8 protein-coding genes and 1 pseudogene are annotated in these 16,119 nt (G+C 61.3%); 8 read left to right on the plus strand and 1 reads right to left on the minus strand.

From position 1 onward, the window contains the following. Positions 1-277 precede the first annotated feature (277 nt). The 5 genes and pseudogenes from ABG996_RS10050 to ABG996_RS10070 all read left to right on the plus strand — a co-directional run bounded on the left by ABG996_RS10050 (position 278) and on the right by ABG996_RS10070 (position 10,643). Positions 278-1,467: pseudogene (locus ABG996_RS10050) on the plus strand (IS256 family transposase). Between the two features lie 596 nt (positions 1,468-2,063). Further along, positions 2,064-8,402 carry a discoidin domain-containing protein gene (locus ABG996_RS10055; RefSeq protein ID WP_347479784.1) on the plus strand — a complete coding sequence of 2,113 codons (6,339 nt, stop codon included), beginning with the start codon at positions 2,064-2,066 and terminating at the stop codon, positions 8,400-8,402. A 289-nt stretch (positions 8,403-8,691) separates the two neighbouring features. Further along, a complete protein-coding gene (purE, locus tag ABG996_RS10060; RefSeq protein ID WP_227790608.1) occupies positions 8,692-9,156 on the plus strand; it encodes a 5-(carboxyamino)imidazole ribonucleotide mutase in 465 nt (154 codons plus the stop codon). A 35-nt stretch (positions 9,157-9,191) separates the two neighbouring features. Next, positions 9,192-10,190, plus strand: coding sequence for a class B sortase (locus ABG996_RS10065; RefSeq protein WP_347479783.1), 999 nt, complete (start codon positions 9,192-9,194; stop codon positions 10,188-10,190). Between the two features lie 3 nt (positions 10,191-10,193). Continuing rightward, entirely contained in the window at positions 10,194-10,643 is a 450-nt protein-coding gene (locus ABG996_RS10070; protein WP_347479782.1) for a molybdenum cofactor biosynthesis protein MoaE, read from the plus strand. A gap of 106 nt (positions 10,644-10,749) precedes the next feature. Here the strand turns inward: ABG996_RS10070 and ABG996_RS10075 are convergent, their stop codons facing one another. Further along, positions 10,750-11,979, minus strand: coding sequence for a putative ABC transporter permease (locus ABG996_RS10075; protein WP_148331752.1), 1,230 nt, complete (start codon positions 11,977-11,979; stop codon positions 10,750-10,752). 296 nt (positions 11,980-12,275) lie between these two features. Here ABG996_RS10075 and ABG996_RS10080 point away from each other — a divergent pair, with 296 nt between their 5' ends. The 3 genes from ABG996_RS10080 (at position 12,276) to purN (ending at position 15,894) form a co-directional block, all read left to right on the plus strand. Beyond that, on the plus strand, positions 12,276-13,946 hold the full coding sequence (locus ABG996_RS10080) for an amidophosphoribosyltransferase (RefSeq protein WP_148331751.1): 1,671 nt from the start codon (positions 12,276-12,278) through the stop codon (positions 13,944-13,946). A gap of 156 nt (positions 13,947-14,102) precedes the next feature. Further along, on the plus strand, positions 14,103-15,206 hold the full coding sequence (gene purM, locus ABG996_RS10085) for a phosphoribosylformylglycinamidine cyclo-ligase (RefSeq protein WP_117655823.1): 1,104 nt from the start codon (positions 14,103-14,105) through the stop codon (positions 15,204-15,206). Further along, positions 15,196-15,894 carry a phosphoribosylglycinamide formyltransferase gene (gene purN, locus ABG996_RS10090; RefSeq protein ID WP_347479781.1) on the plus strand — a complete coding sequence of 233 codons (699 nt, stop codon included), beginning with the start codon at positions 15,196-15,198 and terminating at the stop codon, positions 15,892-15,894. The genes purM and purN overlap by 11 nt, the downstream gene beginning before the upstream one ends. Positions 15,895-16,119: the final 225 nt, after the last annotated feature.

Raw genomic sequence — 16,119 nt, forward strand, 5'->3', positions numbered from 1 at the left:
GCGCCTTTAGACGCGAGCCCGGGGCCCGTGGGTTATACCCTAAGAGCAAACCACCCTTTTTAAGGGTGGTTCTGATTCTTGAAAGGGAGGGGACACCGCCTAGAATTCGTCGTTGGAGTAATGAAGGTGACGAATGGAAGGAAAGGCGATGCCCCAAGAAGAGAGTGTACTGCGCCTCGGCCGCGACGAGGCCCTCGAGGCGGCGAGGCTTTGGCAGGAGTGCGGCGACGCGCGCGAGTTCGCGTGCAGGGTGCTGGGCGGCGTGATGAACGCGCTGATGGACTCCGAGGCCCAGCAGATGTGCGGCGCGAGCCGCAACGAGCGCAGCGACGGCAGGGGGAACAGCCGCAACGGCTACCGCCCCAGGTCGCTCAAGACCGCCGTGGGCGACGTGGAGCTCGAGATACCCAAGCTCAGGCACGGCACCTACTACCCCGAGGGCATGCTCGCGCGATGGTCGCGCGTCGACACCTCGGTGGCCGCCATCGTGCAGGAGATGTACGTGTGCGGCGTGTCCACCCGCAAGGTCGAGCGCGTGGCGTCCAAGCTGGGCATATCCTCGCTGTCGAGCTCGGAGGTCTCGAGACTCTGCTCCGACCTCGACGCCGAGGTGGCGGAGTTCCGCCGCCGCGACCTGTCGGGCACGCCGTGCCGCTACCTGTGGCTCGACGCCACCTACATGAGCTGCAGGGTCGGCTCGTCGGTCGTCTCGCAGGGCGTCGTGACCGCGATCGGGCTGGGCGCCGACGGGCGCAAGCACTTCCCGGGCTGCGACGTGGTCGACACCGAGAGCGAGGACTCCTGGGCGGAATTCCTCGGCGGGCTGCGCGAGCGCGGGCTGTCCGGCGTGCGCCTCGTGGTCTCCGACAGCCACGCCGGGCTCGTGGCCGCCGTCTCGCGGCTGTTCCAGGCTGCGCCTGGCAGCGCTGCGTGACGCACCTGCAGCGCAACCTCCAGAGCGCCTGCTCGGGCAGGCCCGAGGACTCCAAGGCGGCCGTCAGGGAGCTCGTGCACGCCGCGGTCTACCAGGACGACCCCGACCTCGCGCGCTGCGTGTGGGCCGAGGCGGCGCCCTGGGTGGCGTCGGTGTCCGCCAGGGCCGGCGAGGTCTTCGAGCGGGCCGAGGACTCCGCGCTGGCGTTCACGGCCTTCCCCAGGGCGCACTGGGCCAAGCTCCGCACCAACAACGTCCAGGAGCGCGCCAACCGCGAGATCAAGCGCCGCTACAGGGTCGTGCAGTCCTTCCCCTCGAGGGAGTCGATGCTGCGCCTGACGTGCGCGAGCCTCATGGAGACCGAGGGGCAGTGGTCCCAGCAGCGCGTGTTCTCCGAGGCCTCGGCCGCCGGGGGCTTCGCCGAGCCCGCGGGCAGGCCGGCCCCGACGGAGGGGAGGCGCCGCGCGCTCGGGCGGCGCGCCAGGGAGATAGTGGACGAGATAGTCGAGAGGCACGGCCTCAAGAAGGAGTAACATCGGGACTTGCAGCGACGGACCTCAGGACGCTCTTACACCACGTCTGCGCGCGCGACCCCACCACCCTCCGTCAACCTTCCATTCCAACCAAAAACAGCCAAAGTACGTCATGGTAATTCCCGGTGGGTCGCGGGGTGGCGGATACGACTTTCCCTCAGGATAATTCGCGAAGCCCGTTTTCCGAGGAAAGGTATTGGTTATGTAATACCAGTTAAACAAGTAAAACTATGCTTAAGTGGTATCTGGCTGGAGAATCAATTGGTATGGTTGGTTAGACCCACTTCGCCATCTACGTTCATTTTTATACCGCTGGGAGAATTCCAAACTTAATTTGCGCAACTGCTCATGTATGCTGATTCAACCTTATAGGTGGCTATCTGGTTACTACCAGTTGACCCCTTGGTAACGGGTGGGCCAATTGTACGGAATGTACCGAACACCCCCCCCGTTGATGCGTTCGCCCATGCTGCGGGGCGCGCGTCCGCGACACTTCCGCATGTCGGAGGGAAGGAGTCCAGGTGCGTAGGAATTCCATTTTTACGAAACGGTGGGTGAAGGGAAGCGCGGTCCTCGTCGCAACAGCGGCGACTCTCGTGTTCGCTAGCCCCCAGCAGGCGATTGCCACGCCGCTTAAGGGCGTCGACTCGGCGACCGTGTCTCAGTCCGCCTCGAACGTCGTCGACATCGATTTCGCCGACGGCATCAAGGGCCGTATCACATTTCTAGAGGACGGCATTTTCCGTTACAATGTCGACCCCAAAGGCGAGTTCTCTGAGTATGCCACGCCGCGTAGCAAGTCCCACACGGCTAAGATTCAGGCCCAGCCCGACACCTCGGATACCTACAGCAAGCCGAGCGCGACGGTTGTCGACAAGGGTGACACTATCGAGATCACCGGTGGAAAGGCGACCGTGATTCTGGACAAGGCGACTGGCAAGATGAGCATCAAGTCGGGCGACCGTGTCGTGGTCTCCGAGTCCGCGTCCCTCGACCTTGATAAGAAGGGCACCGTCCAGACGCTCGCCAAGGCGAAGTCCGAGAACTTCTTTGGCGGCGGTACTCAGAACGGCCGCTTCCTGCACACCAACCAGACCATCGCCATCTCCAACACCAACAACTGGACCGATGGCGGCGTTGCTTCGCCCAACCCGTTCTATTGGACGAGTGACGGCTACGGCGTGCTCCGAAACACGTTCGCAGAAGGTTCCTACGACTTCGGTTCTACGGATGCATCGACGGTCACGACTTCGCACAGCGAGAATGAGTTCGATGCCTACTACTTCGTGGCGACCAACGATGGCGCCTCGAACGTGGCAACCGAGATGCTGCAGGACTACTACAAGGTAACCGGTAATCCGGTGCTGCTGCCCGAATACGGTTTCTACCTGGGTCATCTGAATGCCTATAACCGTGATGGCTGGTCAACGACTTCGGGTCAGAAGAAGTGGGAGACCAAGGGCAGCAAGTCCTCGAGCGAGAAGGGCGACGTTAAGTACGAGTCTGGCATGGCGACGGGCTACAAGCTCGACGGCACGCTTGCGTCCGAGACGCTCAACGGTGAAGGTCCTACGGTCGATACCGAGAACATGAAGGCGACCGATTTCGACCGCCAGTTCTCTGCCCGGCAGGTTATCGATGACTACGAGGACAACGACATGCCGCTCGGCTGGTTCCTGCCGAACGACGGCTACGGTGCCGGCTATGGCCAGAACGGTTACTACAAGACCGGCGGCGTCAACTCCGACGGAACGAGTTCTGCCGAGCGCCTCAACGCCGTGCGCGCCAACGTCGACAACCTTAAGAAGTTCACCGAGTACGCTAACTCCAAGGGCGTGAGCACGGGCCTGTGGACCCAGTCCAACCTTGAGCCCGATAGCAACTCCGAGACTCCGTGGCACCTGCTTCGCGACTTCGACGCCGAGGTCAAGACGGGAGGCATCACTACCCTCAAGACCGACGTCGCCTGGGTTGGCTCTGGCTACTCTTTTGGTCTTAACGGCATCAAGACGGCTTATGACACGGTGACGACCGGCGCCAACAAGCGCCCCAACATCATTACGCTCGATGGTTGGGCCGGCACGCAGCGCTTTGGCGGCATCTGGACCGGCGACCAGTACGGCGGCAACTGGGAGTACATCCGCTTCCATATCCCCACGTATATCGGTCAGAGTCTTTCGGGCAACCCCAACATCGGCTCCGACATGGACGGCATCTTTGGCGGCGACCCCATCATCTCGGCACGCGACTACCAGTGGAAGACGTTCACGCCCTCTATGCTCGACATGGACGGTTGGGGCACCTACCGCAAGTCGCCCATGACGCACGGCGATCCCTACACGGGCATCTCGCGCTTCTACCTCAAGCTCAAAGCGCAGCTCATGCCCTATATCTACACGAGTGCGGCTTCGGCGGCCAACATCGATACGGGTAACGGCGATACCGGCCTGCCCATGATCCGCGCCATGCTGCTCTCCGACAACTCCGAGTACGCCGCGAGCACTTCGACGCAGTACCAGTATATGTTCGGTGAGAATTTCCTGGTTGCGCCGGTGTATCAGGATACCCAGGCAGATGACAAGGGCAATGACGTTCGCAACGGCATCTACCTTCCCAACTACGGCACCGATGATAATCCCACCATCTGGATCGACTACTTCTCGGGTAAGCAGTACCGCGGCGGCCAGGTCCTCAACAACTACGATGCTCCGCTCTGGAAGCTGCCGCTCTTTGTAAAGGCCAATTCCATCGTGCCGATGTATGCCGAGAACAACAACCCCGAGGCTGTGACCGAGACCAACACCAAGGGCACTGACCGCAGCCAGCGTATCGTCGAGTTCTTCGCCACCGAGGGTGAGGGCAGCTTCACGCAGTACGAGGACGACGGCTCCTCCATCGAGAACAAAACGACTGAGGACAATGCCTACGGCACGATCGACAATATCTCTTACGGTGACCATGTGAGTACCGTCTTTAGCTCCAAGGCCACGGGCGGCACCGCAACCTTTACCGCTGCGGCGTCCCAGGGCAGCTATAGTGGTTACGATTCCAACCGTACCACGACCTTTGTGGGCAACGTGTCCGCCAAGCCTGCGAGCGTCATCGCCAAGAATGGCGGCACTGCGCTCAACGTGACCGAGGTCGACTCACAGGAGGCTTTCGACGCCGCGACCCCCGAGGCTGGCCAAGCGGTCTACTTCTACAACGAAAGCCCCAACCTCAACCACTACGGCAGCGATGCGGACAGCACCGAGGCCGAGAAGGGCGAGAGCTTCAACGACACTAAGATCACCACGAACCCCAAGGTCTACGTCAAGTTTGCGAAGACCGATGTCGCTGCAGCGGAGCAGACGCTCGAGCTGGGCGGTTTCGTGAACGCCGACGCCACGCTCGCGGCCGACCGCCTCAACGAGAACCTCTCCGCACCAGCGAACCTTGCTGCCCCCGAGGACGCCACGACTCCCACGAGCATTAAGCTCACCTGGGGAAAGGTCGATGGTGCTACCTCCTACGACCTTAAGGTCGATGGCACCGTGTTCGCCGTGGGCGATGCAGCGGAATTCACGCATACCGATCTTGCCTACAATAGCAAGCACACCTACCAGATCCGTTCGCGCAACGCCGAGGGCTACTCCCGTTGGAGCGATGTGCTCGCGGCGAACTCCGCCCTCGACCCATGGCGGAACGTGCCCGAGGCCGAGAAGATCACCTGGGAGGGCTCGATCTACGGCAGCCATAAGGCCGATCTCGCCTTCGACCATGAGTTCCAGACGAGCGACGGCGGCTTCCACTCCGGCGGCAACGACCTGGGCAAGGCGCTCACCGTCGACTACGGCCGCGCCTACAAGCTCGACAAGCTCGAGTACTATCCGCGTACCGACGCCGGCAACGGCACTGTGACCAAGATGCGCATCGAGACGAGTCTCGACGGTGTCCATTGGACGAGCCAGGAGGTCGATTGGGAGCGCTCCGCCGCCTGCAAAACGGTGACGTTCGACGGCGCCGTGGCCGCACGCTACGTGCGTATGACGCCGCTCGCTTCGGTTGGTAACTTCTTCTCCGCGTCCGAGATCGCCATCTACAAGGCCGATGGTACGGACGGCTTTGCTGTGGGTTCCAACCTCAACAAGGCAACGATCTCCGATGGCGACTTTTCCAACATGAAGAATTATCTGGGTCTCGAGAACCGCGAGCCCGATACCTCGACGTTCGACTCGCAGATTCGCGACCACTTTGCCGATCTCAACGGCAACGGGGTCTATGATGTCTACGACTACTCGTTTACCATGGCGGGGCTTGATGGCGGCACCAAGCAGAAAGGCAAGGTCGCCGGCAAGCTCGCGGTGATTCCGAGCAAGACCGAGGTCGATGCCGGCGATGAGATCACCGTCGATGTCTATGCGGCCGACGCCAAGAACGTCAACGCCCTGGGCGCGCTCGTCAACTTTAAGAGTGACCAGTTTGAGTTTGTGTCCGAGAGCATCTCGCAGGATGGTTCGACCGCCGGCATGGAGAACCTGTCGCGCGAGAAGGTCCAGTTCGCGGACGGCACACAGACCATCAACCTCGCCTTTGCCAACCGCGGCGACGGCAAGCTCTACAACGGCACTGGCGCGGTGGCGAGCTTCAAACTCAAGGTCAAGACGGCCGGCAAGGTTGAACTGCCCTCGACGTCTTGGCTCATCGGTCCGGCGTGCGATGCGCTCGAGTTTACGAGTGACGGTACCGTGACGATGCCGGACGTTCCGCAGCCCACGGTTGCCGAGTACGGTCAGGATGCCTTCAACATCACGATGACCAACGACGAGCTCACGACCGACGACGGTTCCAACGTCGAGAAGCTTATTCAGCAGAAGAGCTATAACGCGCTGTTCGATAACGATGAGGGCGACAACGGCTTTGAGTTCCTGTGGAACTGGAGCGGCAACTGGGACAGCGAGGGCAAGCTTCCGAGTTACGTGAAGCTTCCCACCACGATGACATTTGCCTTTAAGACACCATCGAAGCTCGATGCCGTTGAGGTCGTCAACCGCGACGGCGGTAACGGCACCGTGCAGAAGATCAAGGCCGTCGTGACGTTCGAGGATGGCTCGACCCAGGAGTTCGCGGGTGGGGAGTACGATTCCTTCCAGGCTCGCTACGCCTTTGGCCTCTCTGCCGAGAACAAGGGCAAGAAGGCGACTAAGGTCGAGATCACGCCGCTTGAGGCATCGGGTGACCAGATGCTCACACTGCGCGAGATCAACTTCAACTACACGCAGGGTGTCGAGGCCATCGAGGGTATCGAGCTGGGCAAGAACCAGACCGAGTTCTTTGAGGGCGACGTTACGCTCGTCGACGCTAAGGCCACGCCCGAGAGCGCCGGCTACCCCTATGTGACGGTCGAGAGCTCCGACTCCTCTGTGGTGAGCGTCTCCGCTGTTCAGGCCGGCGATAGCGTGAACTACTACTTGCGTGCCAACAAGGCCGGCAAGGCAACGATCACGGTGGCGTCAGTGCTCGACCCCTCCAAGACCGCATCCTATGAGGTCGAGGTCAAGGCTGGTGTCGACACCTCTGCGCTCATGGCGGCGCTTTCCAAGGCCGCGGGCTACAGCGAGTCCGTCTACACCAAGGATTCTTATGCAGCTCTCACCGCTGCGGTCGAGGCGGCTCAGAAGCTTCTCGACGGCGGCCAGGGCAGCTATAGCAAGAAGGATGTCGCAGACGCTACGACCAAGATCGAAAAGGCAATCGACGGCCTCAAGATGCGCCCCGTTGATGAGAAGAAGCTCATCAACACGCCCGAGAACCGCGAGAACGTCAAGGTGACCGGCTTCTCGAGCGAGGCCGACTATGAGGGCAGCAACGCCGTCAACGCTCTTGACGGCGATGAGCAGACGCTCTGGCACAGCGACTATGCTTATAAGACCGGTATGCCCCAGCACCTGACCGTCGACCTGGGCCGCGACTACGATCTCACCGACGTCACGTTCCTGCCGCGCCAGGACGGCGGCACGAACGGCGATATCTTTGAGGCCGAGGTGCTGGTCTCCGACACCGCCGACGGTTATGAGATGGGCACCGCCGCGTCGATGGGTACGTTTACCTTCGACAACGACGGCCGCGTGCTCACCGACCGTGGCGACTGGAAGCAGATGAGCTTTGGTGCCGCGCGCGGTCGCTACGTGACCGTCAAGGTGCTCCACGCCGGCGGTGGCAGCGTTGACGCCTACTGCAGCATGGCGGAACTCAAGTTCTACGGTGCGGCCGTTCCCGATCCGGTGGCGAAGGACGACCTCACTGCCGCGATTGAAAAGGTGGATGCCGAGGTTGCAGCCGGCGACCTTAAGGCCAGTGACTACACCGAGGCTTCCTGGACCGCGTTCCAGAACGCCTTGGCGAGCGCCCGCGCCATCCTGAGCGACGAGAACGCCACGCAGGACGAGGTCGACCAGGCACTCAAGGCGCTCGAGGATGCCCGTGACGCGCTCGAGAAGACCCCGGTGACCCCAGTTGAGAACCCGACCAAGAAACAGCTCAAGGCCCTGGTCAAGCAGGCGAAGGAGACTGACACCAAGGGAAAGACGGCCGAGTCCGTCAAGGCCCTGACGGATGCCATTACCTACGCCGAGGATGTCTTGGGTGATGAGAATGCTTCCGACACCCAGCTCCAGGCGGCTTATGACCAGCTCAAGCTGGCCATCGAGGGCCTTAAGGATGCCGACTCCGGCAACCAGGGCGGTTCGGGCAACCAGGGTTCCGGCAATGGCTCGAACGGCGGCAGCCAGGCGGGCAAGCCCGCAGGCGACAAGGCCCAGGGCGGCAAGAAGAACGGTTCGGCGATCCCCGTTACTGGCGATCAAACGGCGGCAACTGTCGCGACTGTCGGTGGCCTTGGAGCCATCATCGCTGCGATCGGTGCCTTCTTCCACCGTCGCAATAAGGCTGAGTAGTCCCAGCGACAACTAAGCAAGCGTGCCCGCCGTCCCACCCAAGGACGGTGGGCACGCTTTTTTATTTCAGCCAACGTACGTCATAGCAATCCCCGGTAGGTCGCAGGGCGCTTCGCGGACGGGCCAGGCTTTATCTGAACGACTTTGCGAAGCAACCGGAGTGAAGATAAAGCCTGGCCCGCCCGCGAAGCGCCACAAAGACCGCAGGGACGGGAGCAGCTATACTACTCTCAGTAGTTAAGGGTCGCGGATCCGCCGCGTCGCCGCTCTCAACAGGAGGTCTTTGTTTATGGCAGGTCAGAAGCCGGTTGTCGGGATCATCATGGGCTCCAAGTCCGATCTGGGCGTTATGGAAGGTTGCACCGCCGAGCTCGAGGCGCTCGGCGTGCCCTATGAGCTCGTCATTGCGAGCGCACACCGCACGCCGGCGAAGGTCCATGAGTGGGCCTCGACTGCTTCCGATCGCGGTATCAAAGTGATTATTGCCGCCGCCGGCAAGGCCGCTCACCTGGGTGGTGTCGTGGCTGCCTTCACGCCGCTGCCGGTTATCGGCGTGCCTATGAAGACGAGTGACCTGGGCGGTATGGATTCGCTGCTGTCGATGGTGCAGATGCCTTCGGGTGTGCCTGTGGCCTGCGTTGCCATCAACGGCGCCAAGAACGCCGCCATCTACGCCACGCAGATTCTAGGCGCTTGCGACCCCGAGTACCGCAAGGTTATCGAGAAGATGAAGCAGGAGATGGCCGACGCCTAGGCGTTCCGCCGTTTCACCGCAGTATAAGGAGAGCCATGTCTGACTATCAGGGAAAACGATTCAAGGCTTCTCAGATCCCCGATCCGTCGAAGCCGAGTGCTGCCCATGCGGCACAGCAGGGTCGGACATCCTCTCCTCAGCAGCCGCGCGCGCCGCGCCCCGTGACGCCGGCGACGCATCGTCGACAGGACGCGCCAGCCGCATATCGACCTTCATCTTATAGCAACGCTAAGAAGCCGCCCCGGTCTTCATCGCATGCCGCGCCGTCGGATTACACCGAGCCGCCGCGCAAAAAGCGCCGCTCCATTATTCCCATTCTGCTCATCATCATCGGCATCGGCCTGATTGTTGCCGCCGCTGCCATCTTTATCAATGCTCAGATTGGCTATAAACAGGCAAGCGATTCGTACCAGAAAATCGAGAAGCAATATGTAAGCGATAAGGACGCCAGCGGCGTGCCGATTATCGACTTCGATGCACTTGCCCAGACAAATCCCGAGGTTGTGGGTTGGATTTACGCGCCGGGAACCAACATCAACTATCCCGTGGTGCAGACCAACAACAACTCCAAATACCTCAACACGCTGTTCGACGGTACGGCCAATGCATCCGGGGCCATTTTCCTGGATAGCAATGACACCGCGCCGGGCATGGTGGATCAGCAGACCACGATCTACGGCCACCACATGAACGACGGATCGATGTTCAATGTGATCTCGGACACGACCGATCAGGTGACGTTCGACAGCATAGAGTACGCGTATTACATCACGCGCGACGCCACCTATAAACTGCGACCACTGGCGACCAAAGTTGTCGAGGACACGTATGCCAAGGCGCGCACACCCAATTTTGAGGGCGACGACGGGCTCAAGAACTACCTGTCCGAGATGCTCGACGGTGCCTCTGCCGTGGCGAGCGATGCCACCGATCGTGCTGCTTCGGCAACCAAGGTCGTAACGCTTGTGACCTGTCGTTCGTTATCGCTGAGCAACACACGTGCCGTCATGGTGCTCACGCCGGTCGAGGAATAGATTATGGGCTACTCAATGACGGTGAAAGGAGAAATGATGCTTGAGAACGGCAAATCGATGCCTTCGGTTGATGCTTGGCTGCGCGAAGCCAAGGCCGATGTTTCGGCGGCTGATTGTGGGATGTACCTGACACACAACGGCGTGGTGCGCGCGACGCCCAAGGCCGAAGTGCGCGGAGTCGAGACCGATGGCGTGGCGCCAGGCCACAAGGTGGGCGGCATGGTGTTTGGCTTCGATGCCGAAAAGGTGCAGGCCGCTATCGAGGCGACGCGCACGATGCCGGGTATCGGCTATGTGCGCGTGTGGCTGGCGAGCGGCGAGCTTACCGTGGGCGACGACATCATGCTCGTGCTCATTGGCGGAGACATTCGCCCGCATGTGGTCGATGCGCTGCAGTCGCTCGTCGGCACCATCAAGAACGAGTGCGTGAGCGAGGTCGAGCGCGAGGCGTAAGGCCTCGTCGGCAATCCGAGTCTGTCTATAGCGAAAGCCCGCCGGCAGTTCATGTAGATCTGCCAGCGGGCTTTGATGTGTTGGAGCTATTTTGCTCTGGCGTTTGCTACACGCGTGTGGCGTCCTTGGGGCTCATGGTCATACTCTGAAAACGGTTCTCCATATATTCGTTATCGAAATGCTTGTCATAGAACTGTGCGACGGGAATATTTCGAACGGTTCCGTTGACGCGCTGATACCAATAGTCGAGCGATTGCAACGTCATGACGCCGTCGATCAACATGACGGCGGTCAGGATGACGGTAGCAGAGTAGCGGCGTTTCCATGGAATCATATTGATGAGCTTAAGCAGGCGCGGCAGCAAGACCTTGATCCAGATGAGGCCACCCAGGCCCCACATGCAGGCAAACGGCGTGCATGTGCGTCCCCCGGTCAATACCGCGATGGGATCGGGCATGCCGAATAGCCTAATGTGTGAATAGCTCCACGACACCACGCCAAATGAGGTCTGCATAAACCAGCCTACAAACACCTCGAAAGCGCCGCCGATCAGGGCACTTACCAGGAAAATGATCAGAGGATTCTTTTTATAGAAGCGGTTGAGCGCCATGGTCATGAGCACCGCGCCAAATCCGTAGATGGGGCTAAAGGGGCCAAATAGCATACCGGCACGGTCCTGATAGACGCCGGGATCGACGACGACCATATGCCAGACTTCCTCGAGAATGAGACCTAACACGCTGCAGACGAAGAATACCCAGAACAGGTTGAAGTAGTTGAGCTTGATGTAGCCCTCGCCGGTTTCGTCGCGGCCGAGCATCCCCTCGGCGGCGGCATCGCGGTCGAGCATCTCTTGCAGACGGCGCTGCAGTTCGCGCTCCTGGCGTAGCGTGGGGTCGACGGTGGCCGACAGCGCAATGAGGATGACAAGCTGGACGGCGGGGCGCAGCAGGAAGGGTCCGATGCCCTGGAGCATCACGTCAACTAAAAGCTCCACGACGGTAAATGCGATGAGGACGTAAGACAGGCGGGCGGCATTGCGCCGCTGGTCCTTGATGAGGTCCAGGCCAAAGACGATCAAGATGATCGCGCTTGCTGCCGAGAGCATAATGCCGGCGACGATAAGGCCAACCGCGACTAGGGTGTTATCACCGAGCTTAGCGGCGACGTTGCCGTTAATGAGTGCGGTGATGACCTGCCACATAAAGACGGCGACTGACGGGAGCGTGCCCACGCCAGATAGGGTGCACAGGACTGCGTAGACCTTGATGATAAGGGGGATCTTCTTGGCCTCCGTGGTGCTGGGGACACTGGGGTCGAGTTGATTTCGATCCATACGCTACCTTTCTCGTCTTGTAGTAGCCTACAAGGATACGCCGACGACCAGCTAAAAGACAGGACGAACGTCCCAATTGCAACAATGTAGCCCCTAGCGCGGGCGAGACACGGCGCACGGGAAGTCTTCGAGGCCGTTGCCCCTGAGAGTGGACTACCCAATAAAATGTTTGGTCGCAAAACGGATAATAAGCTCGGTGGGCTTTTAAAAAGCGCTGCTCATGCGCGGGGGAGCGCGTCGCGCCGTGCGTATAATAAGGCGGGTAACGCCAAAATACGAGGCTCTGAGGGGATGCCATGTCTCAAGAAACCATCCGCGCGGCCGAGCGTGCCGCGGGACAGGTGAACGCCATGTCGACGTATGATCCGGACTCTGACCAGCTGCATGAGGAATGCGGCGTTTTTGGTGTCTGGGCGCCCGATCGCGACGTGGCTCGACTGACGTACTTTGGCCTGCGTGCACTGCAGCATCGCGGCCAAGAATCGGCGGGAATCGCCGTTGGTGACGGCGGTACGGTTATGGTCCGCAAGGATCTGGGCCTGCTCGACCGCGTGTTCTCCAATGCCGACTTGTCGACGCTCTCCGGTCAGCTGGCCGTGGGTCATGTGCGCTACGGCACCGCCGGCGCCAAGAGCTGGGAAGCCTCTCAGCCGCACCTCTCTACCATCAATAGCGTCATTATCGCGCTCGCGCACAACGGCACCCTCGTCAACACCGACGAGCTGCGTCGCCAGCTGATCGAGCTGGGCGTACCGTTCCTCTCCAACTCGGATTCCGAGGTCGCGACCAAACTCATCGGCTACTTTACTCAGCGTACTGGCCATCTGCGCGAGGGCATTCGCAAGACCATGGAGCTCGTGCGCGGCGGCTACGCCATGACGCTCATCAACGAGCAGGCGCTCTACGCATTCCGCGATCCGCACGGCATTCGCCCGCTCGTGCTGGGCAAGCTGGTGGATGAGGGCCTGGACCAGGCCGATGCCGCATCCGTTTCGCAGCTGCCGTCGCAGGACGGCGCCGCGACGGTCGACGCCACCACCCATGTCACGCGCGCCGGCGGCTGGGTCGTTGCCTCCGAGACCTGCGCGCTCGATATCGTGGGCGCCGAGTACGTCCGCGACGTCCGTCCCGGTGAGATTTTGCGCATCAGCGCCGAGGGCCTTGTGTCCGAGCAGGGCGTGCCTGCCGCCGAAGAGCCTGCTAACTGCATTTTTGAGCAGGTCTACTTTGCTCGCCCCGATTCCATCATGAACGGCAAGAGCGTCTACGCCTGCCGTTATGACATGGGTCGTCAGCTGGCACATGAGGAGCCCGTCGAGGCCGACCTGGTCATCGGCGTGCCCGACTCCGGCCTGCCGCCCGCGGAGGGCTATTCGCACGAGAGTGGCATTCCCTTTGGCGAGGGCCTCATCAAGAACCGCTATGTGGGCCGTACGTTTATCGAGCCTACGCAGGAGCTGCGTGCCATGGGCGTGCGTATGAAGCTCAACCCGCTGCGTGACAACATCGAGGGCAAGCGCCTGGTCGTCATCGACGACTCCATCGTGCGCGGCACCACCATGGTGCAGCTCGTCAAGATGCTGCGCAACGCCGGCGCCAAGGAGATTCATATCCGCATCAACTCGCCCGAGGTCATCTGGCCGTGCTTCTACGGTATCGATACCGACGTGCAGTCGCAGCTTATCAGCGCCAACAAGACGGTCGACGAGATTTGCGAGTATATCGGCGCCGATTCGCTGGCCTTCCTTTCGGTCGAGGGCCTGCTTAAGGTCATGCCCAAGGGCGGTTACTGCGATGCGTGCTTTACCGGCCGCTACCCCGTGGCGATTCCCGAGAGCTTTGGCCGCGACAAGTTCATGGAGGGCTTTAAGCCCCGCAACCTGGACAAGCCGCTGCACTTTGATGACGACGCCGTGGTCGAGAAATACGACGATCGCAGCTGGGAAGAGGAGCACGGCGAGGCCTAAAACCTGCCATGTAGGGACAGGTTTATTTTGGTAGGTTTTACCTGCTGTTTTGTTGATATGACGGCGCGTGCTGTTATGGCACGCGCCGAAATGAACGCAACTATGAGCACCGTTTGGCGCCCGGGCGGCGGACGGTAGTGGGAGAGGAAGGCTCAGATGAGCGACAGCAAGCATGTGACGTACGAGGACGCCGGCGTCGATACCGCCGAGGGCGGCCGCGCCGTCGACGCTATTAAGCAGATGGTTAAGGACACCAACCGTCCCGAGGTCATCGGCGGCATCGGTGGCTTTGGTGGCCTGTTCTCGGCTGCCGCGCTTAAGGATATGGAAGACCCGATTCTGATTAGCGGTACCGACGGCGTGGGCACCAAGCTCGTGCTCGCCCAGATCATGGACCGTCACGAGACGGTGGGCCAGGACCTGGTTGCTATGTGCGTCAACGACATTCTGGCTTCGGGTGCCGAGCCGCTGTTCTTCCTGGACTACGTTGCCATCGGCCACATCGAGGCCGAGCACATGGCAAAGATCATCAAGGGTGTGGCCGACGGCTGCAAGCTCGCGGGCTGCGCGCTCGTGGGCGGCGAGATGGCCGAGCACCCCGGCGTCATGGCTCCTGCCGACTACGACCTTGCCGGATTTACCGTGGGCGTCGTCGACCGTCCCAAGATGCTCGACCCTGCGAACGTCCGCCCCGGCGACGTGATCCTGGGCCTGCCTTCCACCGGCGTGCACTCCAACGGCTACTCGCTCGTGCGTAAGGTCATTGGCGTCGACGGTATTAAGCCGGGCACGCCCGAGGCCGCCGCTAAGGCCGAGGAGCTGAGCCGTCCGCTCGAGGAACTCGGCGGCGCATCGCTGGCAGACGCCCTGTTGGCCCCCACGCGCATCTATGTCAAGCCGATTCTGGAGCTGCTGCGCGGTGGCGCTCCGGTGCACGCCATCGCCCACATCACCGGCGGCGGCATCACCGAGAACCTCAACCGCGCGCTCGCCGACGACGTCGACGCCGTGGTCACCCGCAACGGCGCCGAGATGGGTTGGGACGTTCCGCCCGTCATCACCTACGTGTCGCGCCAGGCCGAGCTTGCGCCCAACGAGGCATGCAAGACCTTCAACATGGGTGTCGGCCTGTGCCTGATCGTCGCCCCCGAGGACGAGGCTGCCGTGACCGAGGCTCTGGTCGCGCTGGGCGAGAAGCCGTTCCGCGTGGGCGAGTGCGTCGAGGGCTCCGGTAAGGTCGTGTACTCCGATGAGCGCTAGCGAGCAGATGGCTGCTGCCGAGGGCCTGGGCTTTGTGCCCTACACCCGTCCGACCGGCACTGATACGGCCGAGCCGCTCAAGATCGGCGTGCTTATCAGCGGTTCGGGCACCAACCTGCAGGCGCTGATCGACCTTATCGCCGCCGGCAGGCTCAACGCCTCGATTGAGCTTGTAGTGTCGAGCCGTCCTTCGGCCAAGGGCTTGCAGCGCGCCGAGCGTGCGGGCATCCAGACGCTCACGCTGTCCAAGGATATCTATGCCGACCCCATCGCGGCTGACGAGATCATCGCGCATGAGCTGCTCGAGCGCGGCTGCGAGTACGTGGTGATGGCCGGCTATATGCGCATGGTGCACACGCCGCTGCTGGCGGCGTTCCCCAATCGCGTGGTCAACCTGCATCCGGCGCTGCTGCCGAGCTTTACCGGTGCCCATGCGATTGACGATGCGTTTGCTCGCGGTGTCAAGGTGACCGGCGTGACCGTGCACTTTGCCAACGAGATCTACGACAACGGCCCCATCATCGCCCAGCGTGCGCTGGCTGTTGAGGAGGGCTGGGACGTCGACACGCTCGAGGAGCACATCCATGCGATCGAGCATGTGCTGTATCCCGAGGTCGTACAAATGCTCGCCGACGGTCGCGTCCACGTGCTGGAGAGCGGCAAGGTGGCTATCGACCCGGCGCGCTAGCGCGTGTAAACAGGTCACCTAGGTTTCTTTGTGACATAAGCAATCGAAATAGCCGCTTGGGGCATATGGAACCACATGTGCCCCAAGCGGCTTTTACCATCTCTTCGATTTCGGGCTCCTGATAACGTGACAGGTGGGACCGAAAAATGGGGGGTGTTCCTATAGTTTTGTCAACTGGGCAATGCCGTTTTCGAGATTGAATCGCGACATGCTAACGCCAGGCCT

The organism is Collinsella aerofaciens (assembly GCF_039836695.1).
Lineage (GTDB): Bacteria > Actinomycetota > Coriobacteriia > Coriobacteriales > Coriobacteriaceae > Collinsella > Collinsella aerofaciens_BD.

Bases quoted from the DNA above. Each gene is read 5' to 3' on its own strand.
- ABG996_RS10075 (WP_148331752.1), bottom strand. From the start codon at position 11,979: ATGGATCGAAATCAACTCGACCCCAGTGTCCCCAGCACCACGGAGGCC.
- purM (WP_117655823.1), top strand. From the start codon at position 14,103: ATGAGCGACAGCAAGCATGTGACGTACGAGGACGCCGGCGTCGATACC.
- ABG996_RS10080 (WP_148331751.1), top strand. From the start codon at position 12,276: ATGTCTCAAGAAACCATCCGCGCGGCCGAGCGTGCCGCGGGACAGGTG.
- ABG996_RS10070 (WP_347479782.1), top strand. From the start codon at position 10,194: ATGGGCTACTCAATGACGGTGAAAGGAGAAATGATGCTTGAGAACGGC.
- purE (WP_227790608.1), top strand. From the start codon at position 8,692: ATGGCAGGTCAGAAGCCGGTTGTCGGGATCATCATGGGCTCCAAGTCC.
- purN (WP_347479781.1), top strand. From the start codon at position 15,196: ATGAGCGCTAGCGAGCAGATGGCTGCTGCCGAGGGCCTGGGCTTTGTG.
- ABG996_RS10065 (WP_347479783.1), top strand. From the start codon at position 9,192: ATGTCTGACTATCAGGGAAAACGATTCAAGGCTTCTCAGATCCCCGAT.